Origin of the sequence: Actinocorallia sp. API 0066 (assembly GCF_020991275.1) — a bacterium.
Lineage (GTDB): Bacteria > Actinomycetota > Actinomycetes > Streptosporangiales > Streptosporangiaceae > Actinocorallia.
The window spans coordinates 470,840-487,917 of record NZ_JAJLQY010000004.1; the positions used below are offsets into that span (position 1 = coordinate 470,840).

General features: G+C 72.7%; 16 protein-coding genes. 14 read left to right on the top strand and 2 right to left on the bottom strand.

The annotated features are described in order from the left end of the window. The first annotated feature begins 65 nt into the window (after nucleotides 1-65). The 3 genes from LO762_RS13120 to mshC all read left to right on the top strand — a co-directional run bounded on the left by LO762_RS13120 (nucleotide 66) and on the right by mshC (nucleotide 2,775). Nucleotides 66-521 carry a universal stress protein gene (locus tag LO762_RS13120; RefSeq protein ID WP_230614887.1) on the top strand — a complete coding sequence of 152 codons (456 nt, stop codon included), beginning with the start codon at nucleotides 66-68 and terminating at the stop codon, nucleotides 519-521. Between the two features lie 135 nt (nucleotides 522-656). Beyond that, entirely contained in the window at nucleotides 657-1,511 is an 855-nt protein-coding gene (locus tag LO762_RS13125; RefSeq protein ID WP_230614888.1) for a PAC2 family protein, read from the top strand. A gap of 34 nt (nucleotides 1,512-1,545) precedes the next feature. Beyond that, nucleotides 1,546-2,775 carry a cysteine--1-D-myo-inosityl 2-amino-2-deoxy-alpha-D-glucopyranoside ligase gene (gene mshC, locus LO762_RS13130; RefSeq protein WP_230614889.1) on the top strand — a complete coding sequence of 410 codons (1,230 nt, stop codon included), beginning with the start codon at nucleotides 1,546-1,548 and terminating at the stop codon, nucleotides 2,773-2,775. Nucleotides 2,776-2,886: 111 nt separating this feature from the next. Here mshC and LO762_RS13135 read toward each other — a convergent pair whose 3' ends face one another. Next, nucleotides 2,887-3,942: a glycosyltransferase family 2 protein gene (locus tag LO762_RS13135; RefSeq protein ID WP_230614890.1), complete on the bottom strand. Its 1,056-nt coding sequence runs from the start codon at nucleotides 3,940-3,942 to the stop codon at nucleotides 2,887-2,889. 178 nt (nucleotides 3,943-4,120) lie between these two features. Between LO762_RS13135 and LO762_RS13140 the strand changes: the two genes are divergently transcribed. The 11 genes from LO762_RS13140 to LO762_RS33475 all read left to right on the top strand — a co-directional run bounded on the left by LO762_RS13140 (nucleotide 4,121) and on the right by LO762_RS33475 (nucleotide 16,261). Then, on the top strand, nucleotides 4,121-4,948 hold the full coding sequence (locus LO762_RS13140; RefSeq protein WP_230614891.1) for a family 16 glycosylhydrolase: 828 nt from the start codon (nucleotides 4,121-4,123) through the stop codon (nucleotides 4,946-4,948). 184 nt (nucleotides 4,949-5,132) lie between these two features. Then, nucleotides 5,133-6,281: a glycosyltransferase family 4 protein gene (locus LO762_RS13145; RefSeq protein ID WP_230614892.1), complete on the top strand. Its 1,149-nt coding sequence runs from the start codon at nucleotides 5,133-5,135 to the stop codon at nucleotides 6,279-6,281. Then, complete coding sequence (locus tag LO762_RS13150) at nucleotides 6,278-7,390, top strand: glycosyltransferase (RefSeq protein WP_230614893.1); 1,113 nt, start codon at nucleotides 6,278-6,280, stop codon at nucleotides 7,388-7,390. Before LO762_RS13145 ends, LO762_RS13150 begins: the two co-directional genes overlap by 4 nt. Next, nucleotides 7,380-8,420, top strand: a complete 1,041-nt coding sequence (locus tag LO762_RS13155; RefSeq protein ID WP_230614894.1) for a glycosyltransferase family 2 protein — start codon at nucleotides 7,380-7,382, stop codon at nucleotides 8,418-8,420. Before LO762_RS13150 ends, LO762_RS13155 begins: the two co-directional genes overlap by 11 nt. Beyond that, a complete protein-coding gene (locus tag LO762_RS13160; RefSeq protein WP_230614895.1) occupies nucleotides 8,417-9,289 on the top strand; it encodes a glycosyltransferase family 2 protein in 873 nt (290 codons plus the stop codon). The genes LO762_RS13155 and LO762_RS13160 overlap by 4 nt, the downstream gene beginning before the upstream one ends. Beyond that, nucleotides 9,286-10,338 (top strand): glycosyltransferase, encoded by a 1,053-nt coding sequence (locus LO762_RS13165; RefSeq protein ID WP_230614896.1) that lies wholly within the window; start codon nucleotides 9,286-9,288, stop codon nucleotides 10,336-10,338. The genes LO762_RS13160 and LO762_RS13165 overlap by 4 nt, the downstream gene beginning before the upstream one ends. Beyond that, the gene (locus tag LO762_RS13170) at nucleotides 10,338-11,630 is read left to right on the top strand and encodes an oligosaccharide flippase family protein (protein WP_230614897.1); all 1,293 of its coding nucleotides are present in this window, start codon (nucleotides 10,338-10,340) and stop codon (nucleotides 11,628-11,630) included. Before LO762_RS13165 ends, LO762_RS13170 begins: the two co-directional genes overlap by 1 nt. Next, a complete protein-coding gene (locus LO762_RS13175; RefSeq protein WP_230614898.1) occupies nucleotides 11,627-12,466 on the top strand; it encodes a glycosyltransferase in 840 nt (279 codons plus the stop codon). Before LO762_RS13170 ends, LO762_RS13175 begins: the two co-directional genes overlap by 4 nt. Nucleotides 12,467-12,561: 95 nt before the next feature. Continuing rightward, nucleotides 12,562-13,467 (top strand): family 16 glycosylhydrolase, encoded by a 906-nt coding sequence (locus tag LO762_RS13180; RefSeq protein WP_230614899.1) that lies wholly within the window; start codon nucleotides 12,562-12,564, stop codon nucleotides 13,465-13,467. Continuing rightward, the gene (locus LO762_RS13185) at nucleotides 13,464-13,931 is read left to right on the top strand and encodes a hypothetical protein (protein ID WP_230614900.1); all 468 of its coding nucleotides are present in this window, start codon (nucleotides 13,464-13,466) and stop codon (nucleotides 13,929-13,931) included. Before LO762_RS13180 ends, LO762_RS13185 begins: the two co-directional genes overlap by 4 nt. Next, nucleotides 13,928-16,261 (top strand): DUF2206 domain-containing protein, encoded by a 2,334-nt coding sequence (locus LO762_RS33475; protein ID WP_230614901.1) that lies wholly within the window; start codon nucleotides 13,928-13,930, stop codon nucleotides 16,259-16,261. The genes LO762_RS13185 and LO762_RS33475 overlap by 4 nt, the downstream gene beginning before the upstream one ends. A 40-nt stretch (nucleotides 16,262-16,301) precedes the next feature. Here the strand turns inward: LO762_RS33475 and LO762_RS13195 are convergent, their stop codons facing one another. Beyond that, nucleotides 16,302-17,078 carry an NRDE family protein gene (locus LO762_RS13195; RefSeq protein ID WP_230614902.1) on the bottom strand — a complete coding sequence of 259 codons (777 nt, stop codon included), beginning with the start codon at nucleotides 17,076-17,078 and terminating at the stop codon, nucleotides 16,302-16,304.

Consider the following 17,078-nt stretch of genomic DNA (forward strand, 5'->3'; position numbering starts at 1 on the left):
GCGGGAACGCCCGCCGTCTTAGTAGCGTTCCCCGAACAACTACCGACTGGTAAGGAGCACCCCCCATGACGTACCGGTCCATTCTCGTCGGCACCGACGGCTCGGCCTCGTCCCTCCGGGCCGTGGACAGGGCCGCAGGGCTCGCCGCGGACACCGGAGCGAAGCTGGTCCTCGTGTCGGCCTACCACCCGATGCCCGAGCGGGAGCGCCTGGAGGCCGCCGACCGGCTCGGTGACCTCGCCTACAAGGTGCAGGGCTCCACGCCCGCCGAGGACGTGCTGCGCGCCGCCCGCGACCGCGCGGTCGCCGCCGGGGCCAAGGAGATCGTCGAGGTGGCGCGTGAGGGCGACGCCGTCGACGTGCTCACCTCGGTCACCCGGGAGCAGGCCGTCGACCTCGTCGTCGTCGGCAACCGGGGCCTGAACAGCCTCGCCGGACGCATCCTCGGCTCGGTGCCCGCCAACCTCTCCCACAAGTCTCCGGTGGACGTTCTCATCGTCCACACCACAGACGGTAAGTGACGGAGAAAGCGGATCATCTCATCCCTACCGCACAGGGATGACCCGTCGTCGTATGGGTAGGGGTTGCCCAGGACGTAGGCTGGACTTGACCATGATCCGGCTGGATCGTCGACCGTCGTCCCGGTGGGAGGCCGTGTGCTCGAACTCGATTCCGTGCCCGAGCTGGAGCGCCCCGTGCTGGTCGCCGCCTTCGAAGGGTGGAACGACGCGGGTGAGGCCGCGAGCGGCGTCATCGCCCACCTCGCGCAGAGTTGGGGCGCCCGGCAGATCGCCGAGATCGACCCGGAGGACTACTACGACTTCCAGGTGACCAGGCCCCGGGTCGAGCGCGACGGCGAACGCCGCACCATCGTGTGGCCGACCACCCGGATCTTCGTCGCCCGGCTGGAGTCGGGCCGCGATGTCGTGCTGCTGCACGGGATCGAGCCGAACATGCGGTGGCGCGGCTTCTGCCGTGAGCTCACCGACTACCTCGCCCGGCTCGGCGTGCGCGCCGCGGTGCTGCTCGGCGCGCTGCTCGCCGACGCCCCGCACACCAGGCCGGTGCCGGTGTCGGGGTCGGGCACCGGGGGCGGCGCCGTGTTCGGCGACGACCTGTCGTTCGAGCCGTCCACCTACGAGGGCCCCACCGGCATCCTCGGCGTCCTGCAGGACAGGTTGGAGGCCGGCGGCGTCGAGACGGTCGCGCTGTGGGCTCAGGTCCCGCACTACGTGTCCTCGCCGCCCAACCCGAAGGCGACGCTGGCGCTGCTGCGCCGCGTCGAGGACATCCTGGACGTCACGGTGCCGCTCGGCGAGCTGCCCGAGCAGTCCCGCGCCTGGGAGGACGGCGTCAACGAGCTCGCCGAGCAGGACAGCGAGGTCGCCGACTACGTGCGGACCCTGGAGGAGGCCAAGGACGCCACCGAGCTGCCCGAGGCGACGGGCGAGTCCATCGCCCGCGAGTTCGAGCGGTATCTGCGGCGCCGTGGCATGGAACCTCCCGTCTGATCCGCTTCTCCTGACCCACCGGTAAGGTGGCGTCATGCGTTCCTGGTCAGCTCCCCGGGTCCCCCGTCTGTCCGATCTGGGCCTGGCCGGTCCAGGTCCGGCCCTTCGCCTGTACGACAGCGCCACCCGCGCGGTGAAGGCGACGGCCCCCGGGCCGACAGCCCGCATGTACGTGTGCGGCATCACCCCCTACGACGCCACCCACCTCGGGCACGCCAGCACCTATCTGGCGTTCGACCTGGTGAACCGGGTGTGGCGGGACCTCGGCCACGACGTCCACTACGTGCAGAACGCCACCGACGTGGACGACCCGCTGCTGGAGCGGGCGCGGGCCATCGGGGTGGACTGGCGCGACCTCGCCGAGCGGGAGATCGAGCTGTTCCGCACCGACATGGAGGCGCTGCGGGTCCTGCCGCCCGACCAGTACGTGGGCGCCGTCGAGGCCATCCCGATGATCATCGAGATGATCGCCGAGTTGAAGTCCGCCGGGCTCACCTACGAGCTCGACGGCGACCTGTACTTCCCCGTCACGGCCGATCCGCGGTTCGGCGAGGTGAGCGGGCTCTCGGCGGCCGAGATGCTGCCGCTGTTCGCCGAGCGCGGCGGCGACCCGGCCCGTCCCGGCAAGAAGGATCCGCTGGACGCGCTGCTGTGGCTGGCGCGGCGGCCCGGCGAGCCCGGCTGGGAGTCGCCGTTCGGGGTGGGGCGGCCCGGCTGGCACATCGAGTGTTCGGCGATCTCGATCCGCCACCTCGGCATGGGCTTCGACGTCGAGGGCGGCGGCAGCGACCTGACGTTCCCGCACCACGAGTTCAGCGCGTCGCACGCGCAGGCCGCGACGGGTGAGGCGCCGCACGCCAAGACGTATGTGCACGCGGGCATGGTCGGCCTGGACGGCGAGAAGATGTCCAAGTCGCGCGGCAACCTGGTGTTCGTGTCGAAGCTCCGCGCGGCCGGCACCGACCCGATGGCGATCCGCCTCGCCCTGCTCGCCCACCACTACCGCACCGACTGGGAATGGACCGCTCCGCACCTGGACGAGGCCGCCGCCCGCCTCGCCCGCTGGCGCGCGGCCGTCACCCGCCCCACCGCCCCACCCGCCGCCCCGGTCGCCGCCGAAGTCCGCGCCGCCCTGGCCGCCGACCTCGACGCCCCCACCGCCCTGGCCGCCCTCGACCGCTGGTCCACCACCGAAGGCCCCGACCCCTCCTCCCCCACCCAAATCCAGTCCCTCACCGACACCCTCCTCGGCATCACCCTCTGACCGCCCCGAAAAGGCCCGCCCCTATCTCCTCGGGACGCGGGCCTTTTTGCGTTTACGACTCCGCTCCGGACCCGCGCCCGGCGGCCCCGCGTCCCGGCGTCCCGGGGCCGGTCAGGGCACGGGGTGTGGCGCGCGGTGCGGCCCGGCCTCGGGCGGGTGCGGGAGGTCCCGGAACTTCCAGGCGCCGTGCGCGAACCCGACGTTCTCGCACGCCTCCTGCGCCAGCCGCAGGTACGGGTCGGCGAGGGACTCCAGGGGACGGCCGCGCAGCGCGTTGCGCAGGCCGACCGGGTAGAGGACCAGCGGCGCCAGCAGGCCCGCGACGGCGGCGGGCGGGAAGGCCACGCCCGCGAGCAGGAGCGCGGCCACGAGGAACGGCCAGGGGAAGACGGTGGGGCGGACCTCGGGCCACTTGCGGAAGTGCAGGGCGTTGCCGCGCCCGTAGGCGACGCTGTGCCGCAGCAGCGCGCGCGGCGTCGGCTCGTAGGTGTAGGTGAGGCGGGCGGCCTGCACGCAGCGCATCACGCCGTGCCCGGCCTGCCGCAGCCGCCGGGTCAGGTCCTCCTCCTCACCGCCGAACCTGAAGCGGGCGTCGAAGCCGCCGACCTCCAGCAGCGCGTCCCTGCGGAACGACATGTTGCTGCCGGTGAGCGCGTACACGTCCTCGACGGGGACGGGACGGCGGACCGTCCACTGGCGGCGCAGGTACAGGTAGAGGCGGTAGGGCAGGCCGTGGCCGCGCGTCAGGGCGAGCTCCTGCGGCTGGTGCCGGTTGTTGCGCGCGACGAACCTGGCGAGGAAGCCGCGGCCGCCCTCGGGCTCGACGGGGCCGCCGACCCCGGTGACGCCGGGCTCGTACCCGGCGAGCAGCGCCGCGGCCCAGGTGAGCGGCGGGGCGCAGTCGTCGTCGAGGAACGCGACGACGGGCGCGGTCGCCGCCCGCGCGCCGGAGTTGCGGGCGGCCGACACCCCCTGGTTGCGTTCGTGTACGACGACCCGGGCGCCGCGTGCTCGGGCGACGTCGGCGGTGCGGTCGGTCGATCCGTCGTCGACGACGACGATTTCGAGGGCTGACCCGAGGGTCTGGGCGGCGAGGGCATCAAGGGCACGGCCGATCCGGGCCTCTCCGTTCAAGGAGCTGATGACCGCGGTGATCTGTGCGGACATGAGGGCGAATCCTACTTGGCTACCGCCGTTTGGCGGACATGTCCTATGTCACCCCTGTATCGCGGCCATTTCTAGCTGATTTGACACAAACAGATGTTTCGTAACATAAGCCAAATTGGTCACGTTCATAGGGTACGCTCCCGGCTGTTTCGCGATCGCCAACGCAGTAGGAGTCACCGTGGCAGGCCGTCGGCCCCCCTCTTTCGTCCGCGCCGTCCGCGCCCTCGTGGCGCTCGTCTCCGCCGGTGCGCTGGCCGCCTCCCTGGGCGCCGCGCCCGCCCAGGCCAAGGCGCCGAAGCCGAAGTGGAAGATCAGTTGGCGGGCGGAGTTCACCGGCACGGGCGTGCCCAACCCGAAGATCTGGAACGCCCACAACGGCAACGGGATCAACGGGTACGGCCACCAGGCCCTGCAGTACTACGACCCGGCCAACGCGCGCCTCAACGGCAAGGGCCAGCTCGTGCTGACCGCCGAGAAGAAGCGCAACGGCCAGACCTGCTGGAACGGGCCCTGCCAGTACACCTCGGGCCGCGTCGACACCCGCGACAAGTTCGCGCACGGCTACGGCAGGTTCGTCGCCCGCATCAAGATCCCGACCGGCGTCGGCCTGTGGCCCGCGTTCTGGATGCAGACCGTGGAGAAGAAGCCCTCCCGGTACGCCGAGATCGACGTCGTGGAGACCATCGGCAACGAGCCCAACCGCGTCCAGGGCTTCGCGCACACCGCCAAGGGCAAGGTCGCCACCGCCTCCAAGCTGCTCAACAAGCCGCTCAGCGCCGGGTACCACACCTACGCCGTGGAGTGGACGAGCACGGGCATCGTCTGGAAGGTCGACGGCAAGCGGTACGGCTACCTCAAGAAGTACAAGAACTGGCCGTTCGACACGAGGATGTTCATGATCCTCAACCTGCAGGTCGGCGGCGAGTGGCCCGGCCCGCCGAACGCCCAGACGAAGTTCCCCAAGCGGATGACCGTCGACTGGATTCGCATTTACAAGCGCGCTTAATGCAAGAAGATCACGTTATGTAGCGTTTCGGAAGCCAGTCGTGACAGCGACCTTTCCCAAGTTGTCAAATCTTCAAGGGCCGTGATATCCCTTGCGGCCCGTCACATTCGCACCGTTTTGCCCAATAAACGCATGGGCTTCCCCTCATGACGCCACAAGCGTCCCCCCGACCCCCCGCCTCTTGATGCCTTCTTCACAGACACCCGTCCGCCGTCCCGTCATCGCCCTCGTCACCGACGCGGTACACCCCTACAGCAGGGGTGGCCGCGAGGTCCGCTACCACGAACTCGGCCGACTGCTGAGCGAGCACGCCGACATCCACGTCTACACCATGCGGTGGTGGGACGGACCGCGCACCCGTCGCGAGGACCACCTCACCCTCCACGCCGTGTGCCGCCGGATGCCCTTCTACCGGGGCACCCGCAGGTCCGTCACCCAGGCCGTCGTGTTCGCCCTCGGCTGCCTGCGCCTGCTGTTCCGCCGCTTCGACGCGCTCAGCGTCGACCACATCCCCCAGTTCCAGCTCTTCACGCTCCGGATCGTCGCCACACTCCGCCGCAAACCGCTCGTCGCCACCTGGCACGAGGTGTGGGGCCCCGAGTACTGGCGCGACTACATGGGCGGGCTCTCGGGCAGGTTCGCCTGGTTCGTCGAACGCCTGTCCATGCGGGTGCCCGACCACATCATCGCCGCGTCCGAACAGACCGCCGCGCGCATCCACGAACTCGTCGGCGACCACGGCCAGGTCACCGTCGCGCCCAACGGCATCGACCTCGCCGCCGTCGCGGTGGCGCCGCCCGCCCCCGAGACGACCGACTTCGCCGTCGTCAGCCGCCTCATGCAGCACAAGCGCCTCGACATGCTGCTCCAGGCGATCGCCCTGCTGCACAGCCGCGGCCACCGGGTCACCTGCCGGATCATCGGCGACGGGCCGGAACGGCGCGCGCTCGCCGCCATGGCCGCCGAACTCGGCGTCGCGCACGCCGTCGAGTTCCGACACGACGTCACCGAGCAGAAGGACCTGTACTCGCTGCTCAAGGCCGGGCGGGTCTTCCCCTTCCCGTCCAACCGCGAGGGCTTCGGCATCGCGGTGCTGGAGGCGCTCGCCTGCGGCCTGCCGGTCGTCACGACAACGGCGCCCGACAACCTCGCGGTCCACCTGGTAGCACGCTCCAGAGACGGCATCGTGTGCGCGCACGAGACCGAGGCGCTCGCCGAGGCGCTGCTCACCGCGCTGCGCGAACGCCGGGACGACGGCTGGATCGAACCGTGGCTCGGCGAGTACACCTGGGAGGCGGTCGCCGACCAGGTCGGTAAGGTCCTGCTCACGTGAGAGTCCTCTTCGTCAGCCCGTACCCGCCCGCCAAGGACGGCATCGGCACGTACACGCGGGTGGTCGGCGGATCCCTGACGGCGGCCGGCCACACCTTCGCCGTCGCGGTCCCCCGGCCGCTGGAGGGCGCGCCGCCCGAGGTCATCGGCCATCTCGGCGACCTCGACGCGCTCACCACGGCGATCGCCCGGTTCGCGCCGGACGTCGTGCACGTCCAGTTCGCGGTGCCCGCGTTCGGCACCCGCAGCCGCGCGGTGCGGCGACTGCTGAACCGGCTCGGCGGGTCCGTGCCCGTCGTCGCGACCATGCACGAGGTCACCAGGGACACCGAGCTGCTGCGCGGTCCGGGACGGGCGCTGTACCGGTCGGTCGTGGCGCGGGCGTCCCGGGTCACCGCGCACACCGGCGCCGCCGTGGCGCTGCTGGCGCGGCTCGGGGCGCGGGAGCCGGTCCTGCTGCCGCACTTCGCCGCCCCGCCGCCGCCCGCCGCGCGCAAGCCCTCGGAGGTGCGTGCCGAGCACGGCCTGGACGGGGCGCGGCTGCTGCTGATGTTCGGGTTCATCCACTACCACAAGGGCCTGGACGACCTGGTGCGGGCGCTCGCGCTCCTGGCCGAGGCCGATCCGGCGCTGGCCGCCGAGGTCAGGCTCGTCGTCGCCGGGTCGGTGCGCCGCCGCAGCGGGCTGTTCCGGATCATGGAGGCCGTCGACCACGCGCACCACGCGCGGGCGCGGCGGCTCGCGCGGCGGCTCGGCGTGGCCGACCAGATCACCTCGACCGCGTTCGTGCCCGACGGGGACATCGCCGCCTGGTTCGGCGCCGCCGAGGCCGTCGTCCTGCCTTACCGCAGAGCCGAGCAGAGCGGTGTGGCGAACCTCGCGCTCGCCTACGGCACGCCCGTGCTCGGCACCGACGCGGGCGGCCTCGCCGAGCTGCTCGCCGGTTCGCCGTGGACGGTGCCGCCCGCCCGGCCCGACCTGCTCGCGGCGATGCTCGCGCGGTTCCTGCGGACCGGCCCGCACACCGTCCCCGCGCGGCCCGGCACCGGCCTCGACGAGGTCACCGGCGCTCTGGTCGCGCTGTACCGGAGCGTCACCGATGGCCGCTGAGCTGACGGTCGTGCTGTGCACGCTGAACGGACGCGACCGGATCGGGCCGACGCTCGACGCGCTGGAGCGGCAGACCGCGCGGGACCGGATGACCGTGCTCGTCGTCGACGACGGGTCCAGTGACGGCGGCGGCGACCACGCGGCGGCGCGCGGCCACACCGTCGTCCGGCACCCGGAGAACCGCGGCCTGTCGGCGGCCCGCAACACCGGCGTCCGCGCCGCCCGCACCCCGCTCGTCGCGTTCCTCGACGACGACTGCGTGCCCGCCGACGACTGGGCCGAACTCCTGCTCGGCGCGCGCGGCGACGGCGTCATCGGGGTGAGCGGGCCGGTCGTGCCGGTCGTCGGCGGCAGCGGGTACCTGTCGCGGTACGTCGCCCGCAACAACCGGCATCTGCCGCTGGAGCTGGAGCTGACCGTCAGCCAGGCCCCGCACTACCGGCTGTGGCTGTACCTGCGGCGGCTGTGGCGGCGGTCGTGCCCGGCCGAGGGGCGGCGCGACATCTACTGCCCGACCGGCGGGAACATGGCGTTCGAGCGGGCGGCGCTGGACGCCGTCGGCGGGTTCGACGAGCGGTTCAGGTTCGGGTCCGAGGAGGAGGACATGGTCCGGCGGATGCGCCGCGACCACCCGGGCCGCATCGTGTTCCTGCCGGAGGCCGCCGTCACGCACGCGTTCGCGCCGACGTGGCGGTCGCTGCTGCGCCGCAGCGTCGCCTACGGGCGCGGCAACGCCCTCCAGTTCCGCAAGTGGCCGTCGGTCAACCCGACGCTGTTCCCCTGGCCGTTCGGCGTCGCGCTGCCGCTGCTCGCCGCGCCGTGGTGGCCGCCGCTGCTGGCGGTGGCGCTCCTCGCGCCGCTCGCGCTGTACCCGGCGGGGGTGCGGGGCGCGCTCGCGTTGCGGCGTCCCGAGCCGCTCGCCGACGCCTACGTCCAGCTCCTCCAGGAGGCGTGCGAGAACCACGGCTTCGTCACCGGCGCGCACCGCTTCCGCAGGATCAGGCCCGAGCCGAAGGAGGCAGCCCGATGATCTCGGTCGTCGTCATCAGCAAGGACGAGCGGGCGCTCGACGCCACGCTCACCGCGGTCGCGGCCCAGCTCGCCGAGCTCGGCACGCCGGGCGAACTCGTCGTCGTGGACGCCTCCGCGGGACGGCTCGCCGACATCGCCGCCCGGCACCCCGGCGTCCGGTGGCTCGACTTCACCCGGCCCGCGGGGGTGCGGGTGTCGATCCCGCACCAGCGGAACGCCGGCGTGCGGGCCGCGCGCGGCGACGTCGTGGTGTTCACCGACGCGGGCTGCCTGCCCGCCGACAAGTGGCTGGCCCGGCTCGTCGAACCCGTCCTGGACGGCGCGGAGGCGGTGACGGCGGGTGTCGCCACCGGCGGCCTGTACGAGCGCGACGTGCTGCGCAGGCCCGACTACCTCGACGAGTGCCCGACGATCAACCTGGCGTTCACCCGCGCCGCGTTCGACGCCGTCGGCGGGTTCGACGAGCGGTTCGAGTACGGCTCGGACGTCGACTTCTCCTGGCGGCTCATCGACGCCGGGCACCGGATCAGGAGCGTGCCCGACGCCGTCGTCACACACGACTGGGGCGACGGGCGCAGGCAGCTCAAGCGGTCGTTCGCCTACGGCAAGGCCCGCTCCCGGCTGTACCGCAAGCACAGGGCGCGGCGCGGAAGGCTGCTGACGGCCGAGCCGATGGTCGTGGTCTACCCGGTGTTCCTGCTCGGCCTGCCCGTGCTGCTGCTCGCCCCCTGGCTGCCGTGGGTGCTGGCGTACCCGCTGCTGCTGGCCGTCCCGGCGTGGCGGGCGCGCGGCAACGGCCCGGCCCGCGTCGTCGTCGACCATCTCGCCTACGGGGCGGGGGTCCTAGCCGACCTGGCGGGCCGGTGAGGGTCCTCGCGCTGCCCAGGGACGCCAACCCCTACCAGGAGCTGCTGTACCGGGAGATGCGCCGGGAGGGGGTGCCGGTCGGGTACCTCGCCGACGCCACGCCGTCGCGGACCCTGAACCTGCTGCTGCTGCCGCTGGAACTGGTGTGGGCGCGGCTGCGCGGCGGCGCCGTCGTGCACCTGCACTGGGTGTTCGGGTTCGGGCTGCCGGGCGGGCGGCGCACCCGGTGGCTGGCGCGCCGCTGGTACGGGCTGTTCCTCCGGCTCGTCGGGCTGCTGCGGCTGCCGCTGGTGTGGACCGCGCACAACGCGCTGCCGCACGACCCGGTGTTCGCCGACGACCTCGCCGCGCGCCGTGCCCTCGTCCGGCGTGCCGCGCTCGTCGTCGCGCACGACGAGGCGGCCCTGGGGCGGCTGGCCGAGCTGGGCCTGGCGCCGCGCCGGTCCGTGGTGATCCCGCACGGCTCCTACCCGGCTCCGCCGGTGCCGCCGCCTCCCGCCGGGCCCGGCCGGACGTTCCTGTTCCTCGGCCGGGTCACGCCCTACAAGGGCGTCCCGGAGCTGCTCGCGGCGTTCGCGCCGCTGGAGGGCGGGCACCGGCTCGTCGTCGCCGGGTCCTGCCCGGACGCCGCGCTCGCCGCCCGGCTGCGGGGGGCCGCCTCCGCCGGGGTGGAGCTGGACCTGAGGCACGTGCCGGAGGAGGAGCTGGCCGGGCTGTTCGCCGCCGCCGACGCCGTCGTCCTGCCGTTCCGCGCCATCACCACCAGCGGCAGCGCCCTCCTGGCGCTCAGCCACGGCCGCCCGCTCGTGCTGCCCGACCTGCCCGCGCTCGCCGGGCTGCCGGGGACCGTCCGCTACGACGGGAGCGTGCCCGGCCTGGCCCGGGCGCTCGCGGACGTCGCCGCGCTCGACGCCGCGGCGCTGCGCGGCCTGTCGGACCGGGCGCTCGCCTACGCCGCGTCGGTGTCCTGGCCCGTCATCGCGGCCGAGACCACCGCCGCCTTCCGCGCCCTGCGAGCCGGGCGCGCCGTCCACGGGGGAACCACCTGATGATCACAAGAGCGCTGCGGGCGGTGCGCACCGACGCCCAGTACCGCGGCTCGATCCTGCTGCTGTGCAACACGGTGTCGCTGGCCGGGTTCGGGTTCGTGTTCTGGACGCTGGCGGCCCGCACCTACCCCGAGGCGGCCGTCGGACGGCTCGCCGCCGTCACCGCCGCGGTGAACCTGCTGGCGACGTTCGCCGCGCTGGGCCTGCCCAACACGGTGCTGCGGCACGTGAAGGAGGCGGGCAACCCCCGCGAGCTCGTCGCGGTGATCGTCGTGACGGTGAGCGTGCTCGGCGGGCTGCTCGCCGCGTTCGGCCTCGTCGTCGTCGGCCCGGTGCTGCCGGAGTCGATGGCGATGCACCACGGCGGCGGCTCCGCGCTGCTGGTGACGGTGCTCGTCGTGCTCACCGCGGTCGGGTCGGCGATCGACGCGGGGCTGATCGCGGTCCGGGCGGCCGGGACACTGCTGCTGAAGAACCTCGTCGGCAGCGTCACCAAGATCGTGGCGCTGCCGCTGCTCGCCGACCTCGACTCCGGCGGCCTCATCGCCGCCTACGGGCTCGGCACGATCGTCGCGGCGCTGCTGGGCGTCGGCACGCTGTGGAAGCGGCTGCGGCCCGTGCCGCGCCGGACCGGCACCCGCGCGGTGCTGCGCCGCTACGTGTCGTTCTCCCTGGGCAACTACGTCGGGACGGTGTTCGGCATCCTGCCGAGCACGATCGTGCCGCTCATGGTCCTGGCCGAGCGCGGCGAGGTCGAGACGGCGTGGTTCGCGGTGGCGTTCCAGCTCGTCGGGTTCCTCAACTTCATCCCGTCCACCGCCTCCCAGGTGATGTTCGCCGAGGCGCGGCAGGGCGGGCTGATCAGCTACTTCCGCAAGGCGTTCAAGAGCATCTACGTGATGCTGCTGCCCGCCTCGCTCGTCATGTACGCGCTCGCGCCCTACCTGCTGCTGCCGTTCGGCGACGACTACTCCGAGGCGGGCACCGGGGTGCTGCGGGTCCTGGCGCTCGGCTCGCTGCTGACCGCTGGCAACTACCTCGTCGACGCCGCGCTCATCGCCCGCGACCACACCCGCTCCTACATGGCGATGAACGCGACGAACTCGGTGCTGGTGCTGGCGTTCACCTGGCTGCTGCTGCCGGGCGGCCTCGTGGACGGCGCGGTCGGCTGGGTGCTGGCGCAGGGCGTGTCCGTCGCGATCGGGCTGCTCATGCTCATGGTCGCGTTCCGGCACCGCAGACCCGGCAGGTTCAGGGTCCCGGTGCGGCCGGAGCGGGAGGCGGCCCGGTGAGCGGCCCGCGCATGGCCGTCGTCATCCCGGCCGGGCCCGCCGACGACGTCGCCGACACCCTCGCCAGCGTGCTGCGCTGGATCCGGGACCCGCCGCTCGTCGTCATCGTCGACGACACCGGCGGCGCCCTCGCCGGGCTCGCCGGACCGGCCGTCACCGTGCTGCCCGCGCCCGTGGGCGCGCCCGGCGGCCAGGGCGGCCTCTGGGTGAAGCTGGCGGCCGGGCTGCGGCACGCCCTGGACACCGCCGAGTTCGACCTCCTGTTGCGGCTGGACGCCGACGCGCTCCTGCTCGGCCCCGGCCTCGCCGAACGGGCCGCCGCCCGGTTCGCCGAGCACCCGCGCGCCGGGATGCTCGGCTCGTACACCACGGGGCCGGACGGGATGCCGCGTGACTGGTCGCCCGCCCGCCGCGAGCTGGCCGCCGAGATCGGCGCGCGCGGGCTGCGCAGGCCGGGGGTGCGCTCCGTCCTGCGCGACCTGTACGGGCGGGCGCGCGCGCACGGGTACGAGCTGGGGGCGCACGCGCTCGGCGGCGCCTGCCTGTACCGGGCCGAGACGCTGCGGGACGTCCGCGCGGCGGGCCTGCTCGACCTGCCCGTCCTGGCCCGCAGCAACGCCGGTGAGGACCACCTGTTCGGGCTCGTGCTGCACGCGCGCGGCTGGCGGATCGCCGACTTCGGCGGCCCCGGCGACCCCCTCGCCCTGCGGTGGAAGGGGCTGCCCGCGGCTCCGGCGGACCTGCTGGCGCGCGGCGCCCTCGTCACGCACTCCGTGCGGCACTGGGCGGACCTCGACGAGACGGCCATCCGCGGCTTCTTCGCGGCGCGCAGGTGACCCCCGGCGCGGCGCCGCCCGGAGAGCGGGCACGGCACAGCACAGCCGTACACGTACCTTAAAATCCCTCGAAGTCTGGAATACGGAGGACAGTGATGTCGGGAGTGGGGAAAACGGCCCTGTGGCGGGTCGCCGCCGCCCTGGCCGGAGCCCTCGCGCTGTCGTCCGCCGTGGTCGCGCTCCAGCCCGGCGAGCCCGAGAACGCCGCGGCGATCCCGACGCTGCTGCCCGAGCAGCCCGCCAAACCCAAGGCGGAGAAGAAGCCCGTCGTCACCCTCCCCGACGTCAAGTGGAAGCTCAGCTTCCAGGACGAGTTCGACGGCACCGGCCACCCGTCGCCCGGCCGGTGGAACATCCACCACGGCAACGGCATCAACGGCTACGGGCACAAGGCGCTGCAGTTCTACCACCCCGACAACGTCAAACTGAACGGCAAGGGCCAGCTCGTGCTCACCGCGCGCAAGGTCAAGGACTTCCAGACCTGCTGGTACGGGCCGTGCACGTACACGTCGGGCCGCATCGACAGCAAGGGCCTGGTCACCCACTCCCCCGGACGGCTCACCGCCCGGATGAAGATCCCCAAGGGCAAGGGCCTGTGGCCCGCGTTCTGGGCGCAGACCGTCGAGACCAAGCCGAAGCGGTACAGCGAGATCGACATCCTGGAGACCATCGGCAGCGAGCCGACCCGCGTCCAGGGCTTCGCGCACACCGCCAAGGGCAGGGTCGGCGGCGGCGACCGCTGGCTGGACGAGCCCCTCGCCGACAAGTACCACGTGTACGGGGTCGACTGGACCGACGACAGGATCGTCTGGTGGATGGACGGCGAACCCTACGCCGAGGTCAAGCGCTACCCCGGCTGGCCGTTCGACACCACCATGTTCTTCATCTTCAACCTGCAGGTCGGCGGCGAGTGGCCGGGCGACCCCGACGCCGAGACCGAGTTCCCCGCCCTGATGCTGATCGACTGGATCCGCACCTACCACCCGGCGGGCGCCGCGTGAGCCTCGGCCTCGACGAGCTGGAGGACGAGACACGGTCACCGCTCCCCCTCGCGGTCGCCGCCGCCGTGGCCGTCGTCCTCGCCCTGCTCGTCCAGACCGGGGCGGGCGGCGCCGTGCTGCGCGCCCTCGGCCTCGCCCAGAACCCGCTGCCCTACACCGAACTCGCGTTCGTCACCCCTCGTGAGCTGCCCGAACGGGTCGTGACGGGCCAGGCGCCGAAGAACGCGGCGTTCGAGATCCGCAACATGACGGGCGCCGAACAGCGCTACACGTGGAAGGCGTACGTCGTGCTCGGCGCGAAGGAGACCGAGGTGGGCGGCGCCGCCGTCACCGTCGCCGACGGGGCGCGGGTCGAGATCGCCCCGCCGAAGGTCCGCTGCGCGCCCGGCCCCATCCGGTTCGTCATCAAGCTGGCCAAACGCGACGAGAGCCTCGCGTTCCACGCCGAATGCGGGGCCGCGTGAGAGGCGACCCCACCCGCACCGTGCCGGACCTCCTCGACCGGTCGCCGCTGGAGACCATCCCCGACCTGCCCGTCGTGCCGCCGCGCGGCGACGCCCGCAGGACCCTGTACCGGTACGCGGGCCTCATCATCGCGATCGACGTGCTCGTGGTGGCGCGCGACCTGTGGGCGGCGCAGATCGTGCTGCTGCCGCTGCTGTTCACGGTGCCGGGACTGCTGCTGCTGCGGGCGCTGCGGGTGCCCGGCACGTCCATCGCCGCGTTCCCCCTGTACGTGCCGACCGCGTCGGTGATGACGCTGCTGGCGTCGGGTCTCGCGGTGAACTTCGTCGGGCCCGTCGTCGGCGTGGACGCGCCGCTGCGGGCGCTGCCGCTGCTCGTCGGGCTCCAGTTCGTGCTGGGCGGCCTGCTGCTGGCCGGGGCGCGCGCGCCCGACGCGACGTTCCTGGACTGGAAGGACCTGCCGGGCACCGCCTGGCTGCTGCTGCCGCCGCTCGTCCCGCTGCTGGCGGCGATCGGCGCGCTGCGGCTGAACACCGGGCACGACAACACCATCGCCGTCGTGTCGATCGTCGTGTGCCTGCTGCTGCTCGTCGTCTCGACGGCCTCGGCCGACCGGATGACGCACGGCCAGCTGTCGATCATGCTGGTGGCGGTCGCGCTGGCGATGATGTGGTCGTTCTCGCTGCGCAGCGAACTGGTGTACGGGTTCGACATCGCCACCGAGTACGGGCAGGCCCGCCGCACCTACCTCGCCGGGGTCTGGGAGGCCGACCACAGCACCGACGCCTACGGGGCGATGCTCAGCATCACCCTCATGCCCGCCCAGCTACACGCGCTGACGGGCATGTCCGAGGTCGTCGTCCTCAAGCTCGTCTACCCGATCCTGTTCGCGCTGTTCCCCGTCGGGGTGTTCCGCCTCGCCGACCGGTTCCTGCCGACCCGCTGGGCCTACCTCGCCGCGACGTACGCGCTCGTCCAGGGCGGCATCTTCCAGCAGTTGCCCGCGCTCGCCCGGCAGGAGATCGCGCTCCTGCTGTTCGCCGCCGTCCTCGGCGCCGTGTTCGACCACCGGGTCAGCGGGCGGCAGCGGGCCGCGCTCATCGCGGTGTTCGCCCCCGGCATGATCATCTCGCACTACTCGACGGCCTACCTCGCCGCCGCGGTGTTCGCCGGGGCCCTCGTGATGCAGGGCGTCGTGTCCGTGGTCAAACGCAAACGCGCGGTCAACCTCGCCGTCCTCGCCGCGTTCGTCGCGAGCCTCGGCGCGGGCGTGGTCTGGTACGGGTTCGTCACCCACTCGGCGTCGAACCTGTCGCAGTTCAGCGGCTCGATCAGCGCGGGCGGCCTGAAGCTGCTGCCCAACGCCGACGGCGGCAACATCATCTCCGGCTACCTCAAGGGCACCGAGACCAGCGGCATCAGCGTCGCCGACTACCAGGTGCGGATAGACGAGCAGTACACGCGGTACCGCAAGTACGTCGAACCGTTCGAGGACGCGGGCGAGGAGAAGTACGAGCTGAAGGCGAAACCGGCCGACCGGCCGCCCGTGCTCGTCCCCGCGCTGCGCGGCGTCCTCAACCTCGGCGAGCTGCTCGCCCAGCAGCTCGGCAACCTCCTGGCGCTGCTCGGCGCCCTGTTCGTGGTGTTCCGCCGGAAGTCGCCGGGCGCGATCCGGGTGGTGGGGCTGCTCGCCGTGCCCGCCCTGCTCATGCTCATGCTGTTCCGGGTGTCGGGCACGTTCGCGTCCGCCTACAACCAGGGGCGGGCCCAGCTCCAGGTGATGATCCTGCTCGTCGTCCCGCTGTTCTGGGTGCTGTACAAGCTGGTGCAGCGGCTGCACAGGTTCAACCGGGAGGACGACGAGCTGTTCCTCGACCGGCTGTTCCGCACCACGTCGGCGCTCGCCCTGCTCACCATCTTCCTCAACACCACGGGCTTCGTCGGCGCGTTCTTCGGCGGCGGCACCAGCACCAACCTGACCGCCAAAGGCGAGGACTTCACCCGTTTCTACATGCGGGAACCCGAACTCGCCGGGGCCCGCTGGATGGGGCCGCGGGTCGCCCGGAAGGAACTGGTGTACGCCGACAGGTACGCCACCCTCCGGATCTACGCCGAGACCACGATCACCGACCAGCTGCACGCCGACATCACGCCCCGCACCCTCCACCAGACCGGCTGGATCTACGCGAGCCACGCCAACGTCGTCGACGGCAGGGTGCGCAGCCTCGTCGACAACAAACTCACGATCTACGCGTTCCCCGAACTGTTCGTCGACGACCACTACAACAAGGTCTACGCGAACGGCTACTCGGCCGTCTACCGCCGCTGACCCCGGCTCCCGGGCCTCGGGCCAAGACGAACACGCCCGGTCAGGGGAGGACGCGGTGCCAGGCGGTGGGGGTGCCGGGAGTGGGGGTGAAGTCGTAGCGGAGGGTGTTGTGGGAGAGGGCTACGAGGGAGATGGAGGTGGTGCCGAAGACTCGGTTGTCGGGGGTGGGGTGGCGGTGGACGAGGGCTCGGGGGTCGGAGAGGGGGAGGTTGGCGCCGTCGGCCAGGGGGAGCCAGGGGCCCCAGGCTTCGGCGGGGGAGGTTGAGGGGGTGGGGGTGGGGCGGGGGGTGGATTCCAGGAGGGGGCGGAAGTGGGCGAGGCGGGAGCGGATGCCCTCCAGGGCGGACTCCGGGATGGCGGACGGGCCGGGGCAGGTGGCGTCCAGGCCGGTGTTGACGACGAGGTGGAAGCCCGGCTCCAGCCAGCGGTCGGTCAGGTCGAGGCCCGTCCACGTCCAGAGCCGTACCTTGTCCGGCTCGGCGCAGATCAGGTGGAAAGGGTCGAAGCGGGACGGGTCGAGGGGGCCGAGATCACCGTGGGCGGCGACGCGCAACGGCAGGTCGCCCCGGGACAGGCGGCCCTCGACGGGGGCGTCCACACCGCAGCCGTTCAGGATCACGCCGAGTCGGCGTTCGGCCGGGTTGACCGCGAGCCACGTGCCGCCCGCCAGACGGTCCCGGCCGCCGATCAGGCCCGGGTGGTCGGGCCAGTGCGCGGCGGGCGGGTCCCACGCCCGGTCGACGTACTCGTCACGGACACCGGCCGCCAGGACGGGCACGGGGGCGGCGGGGTCGAAGCTCAGCAGGCACGTGCACAT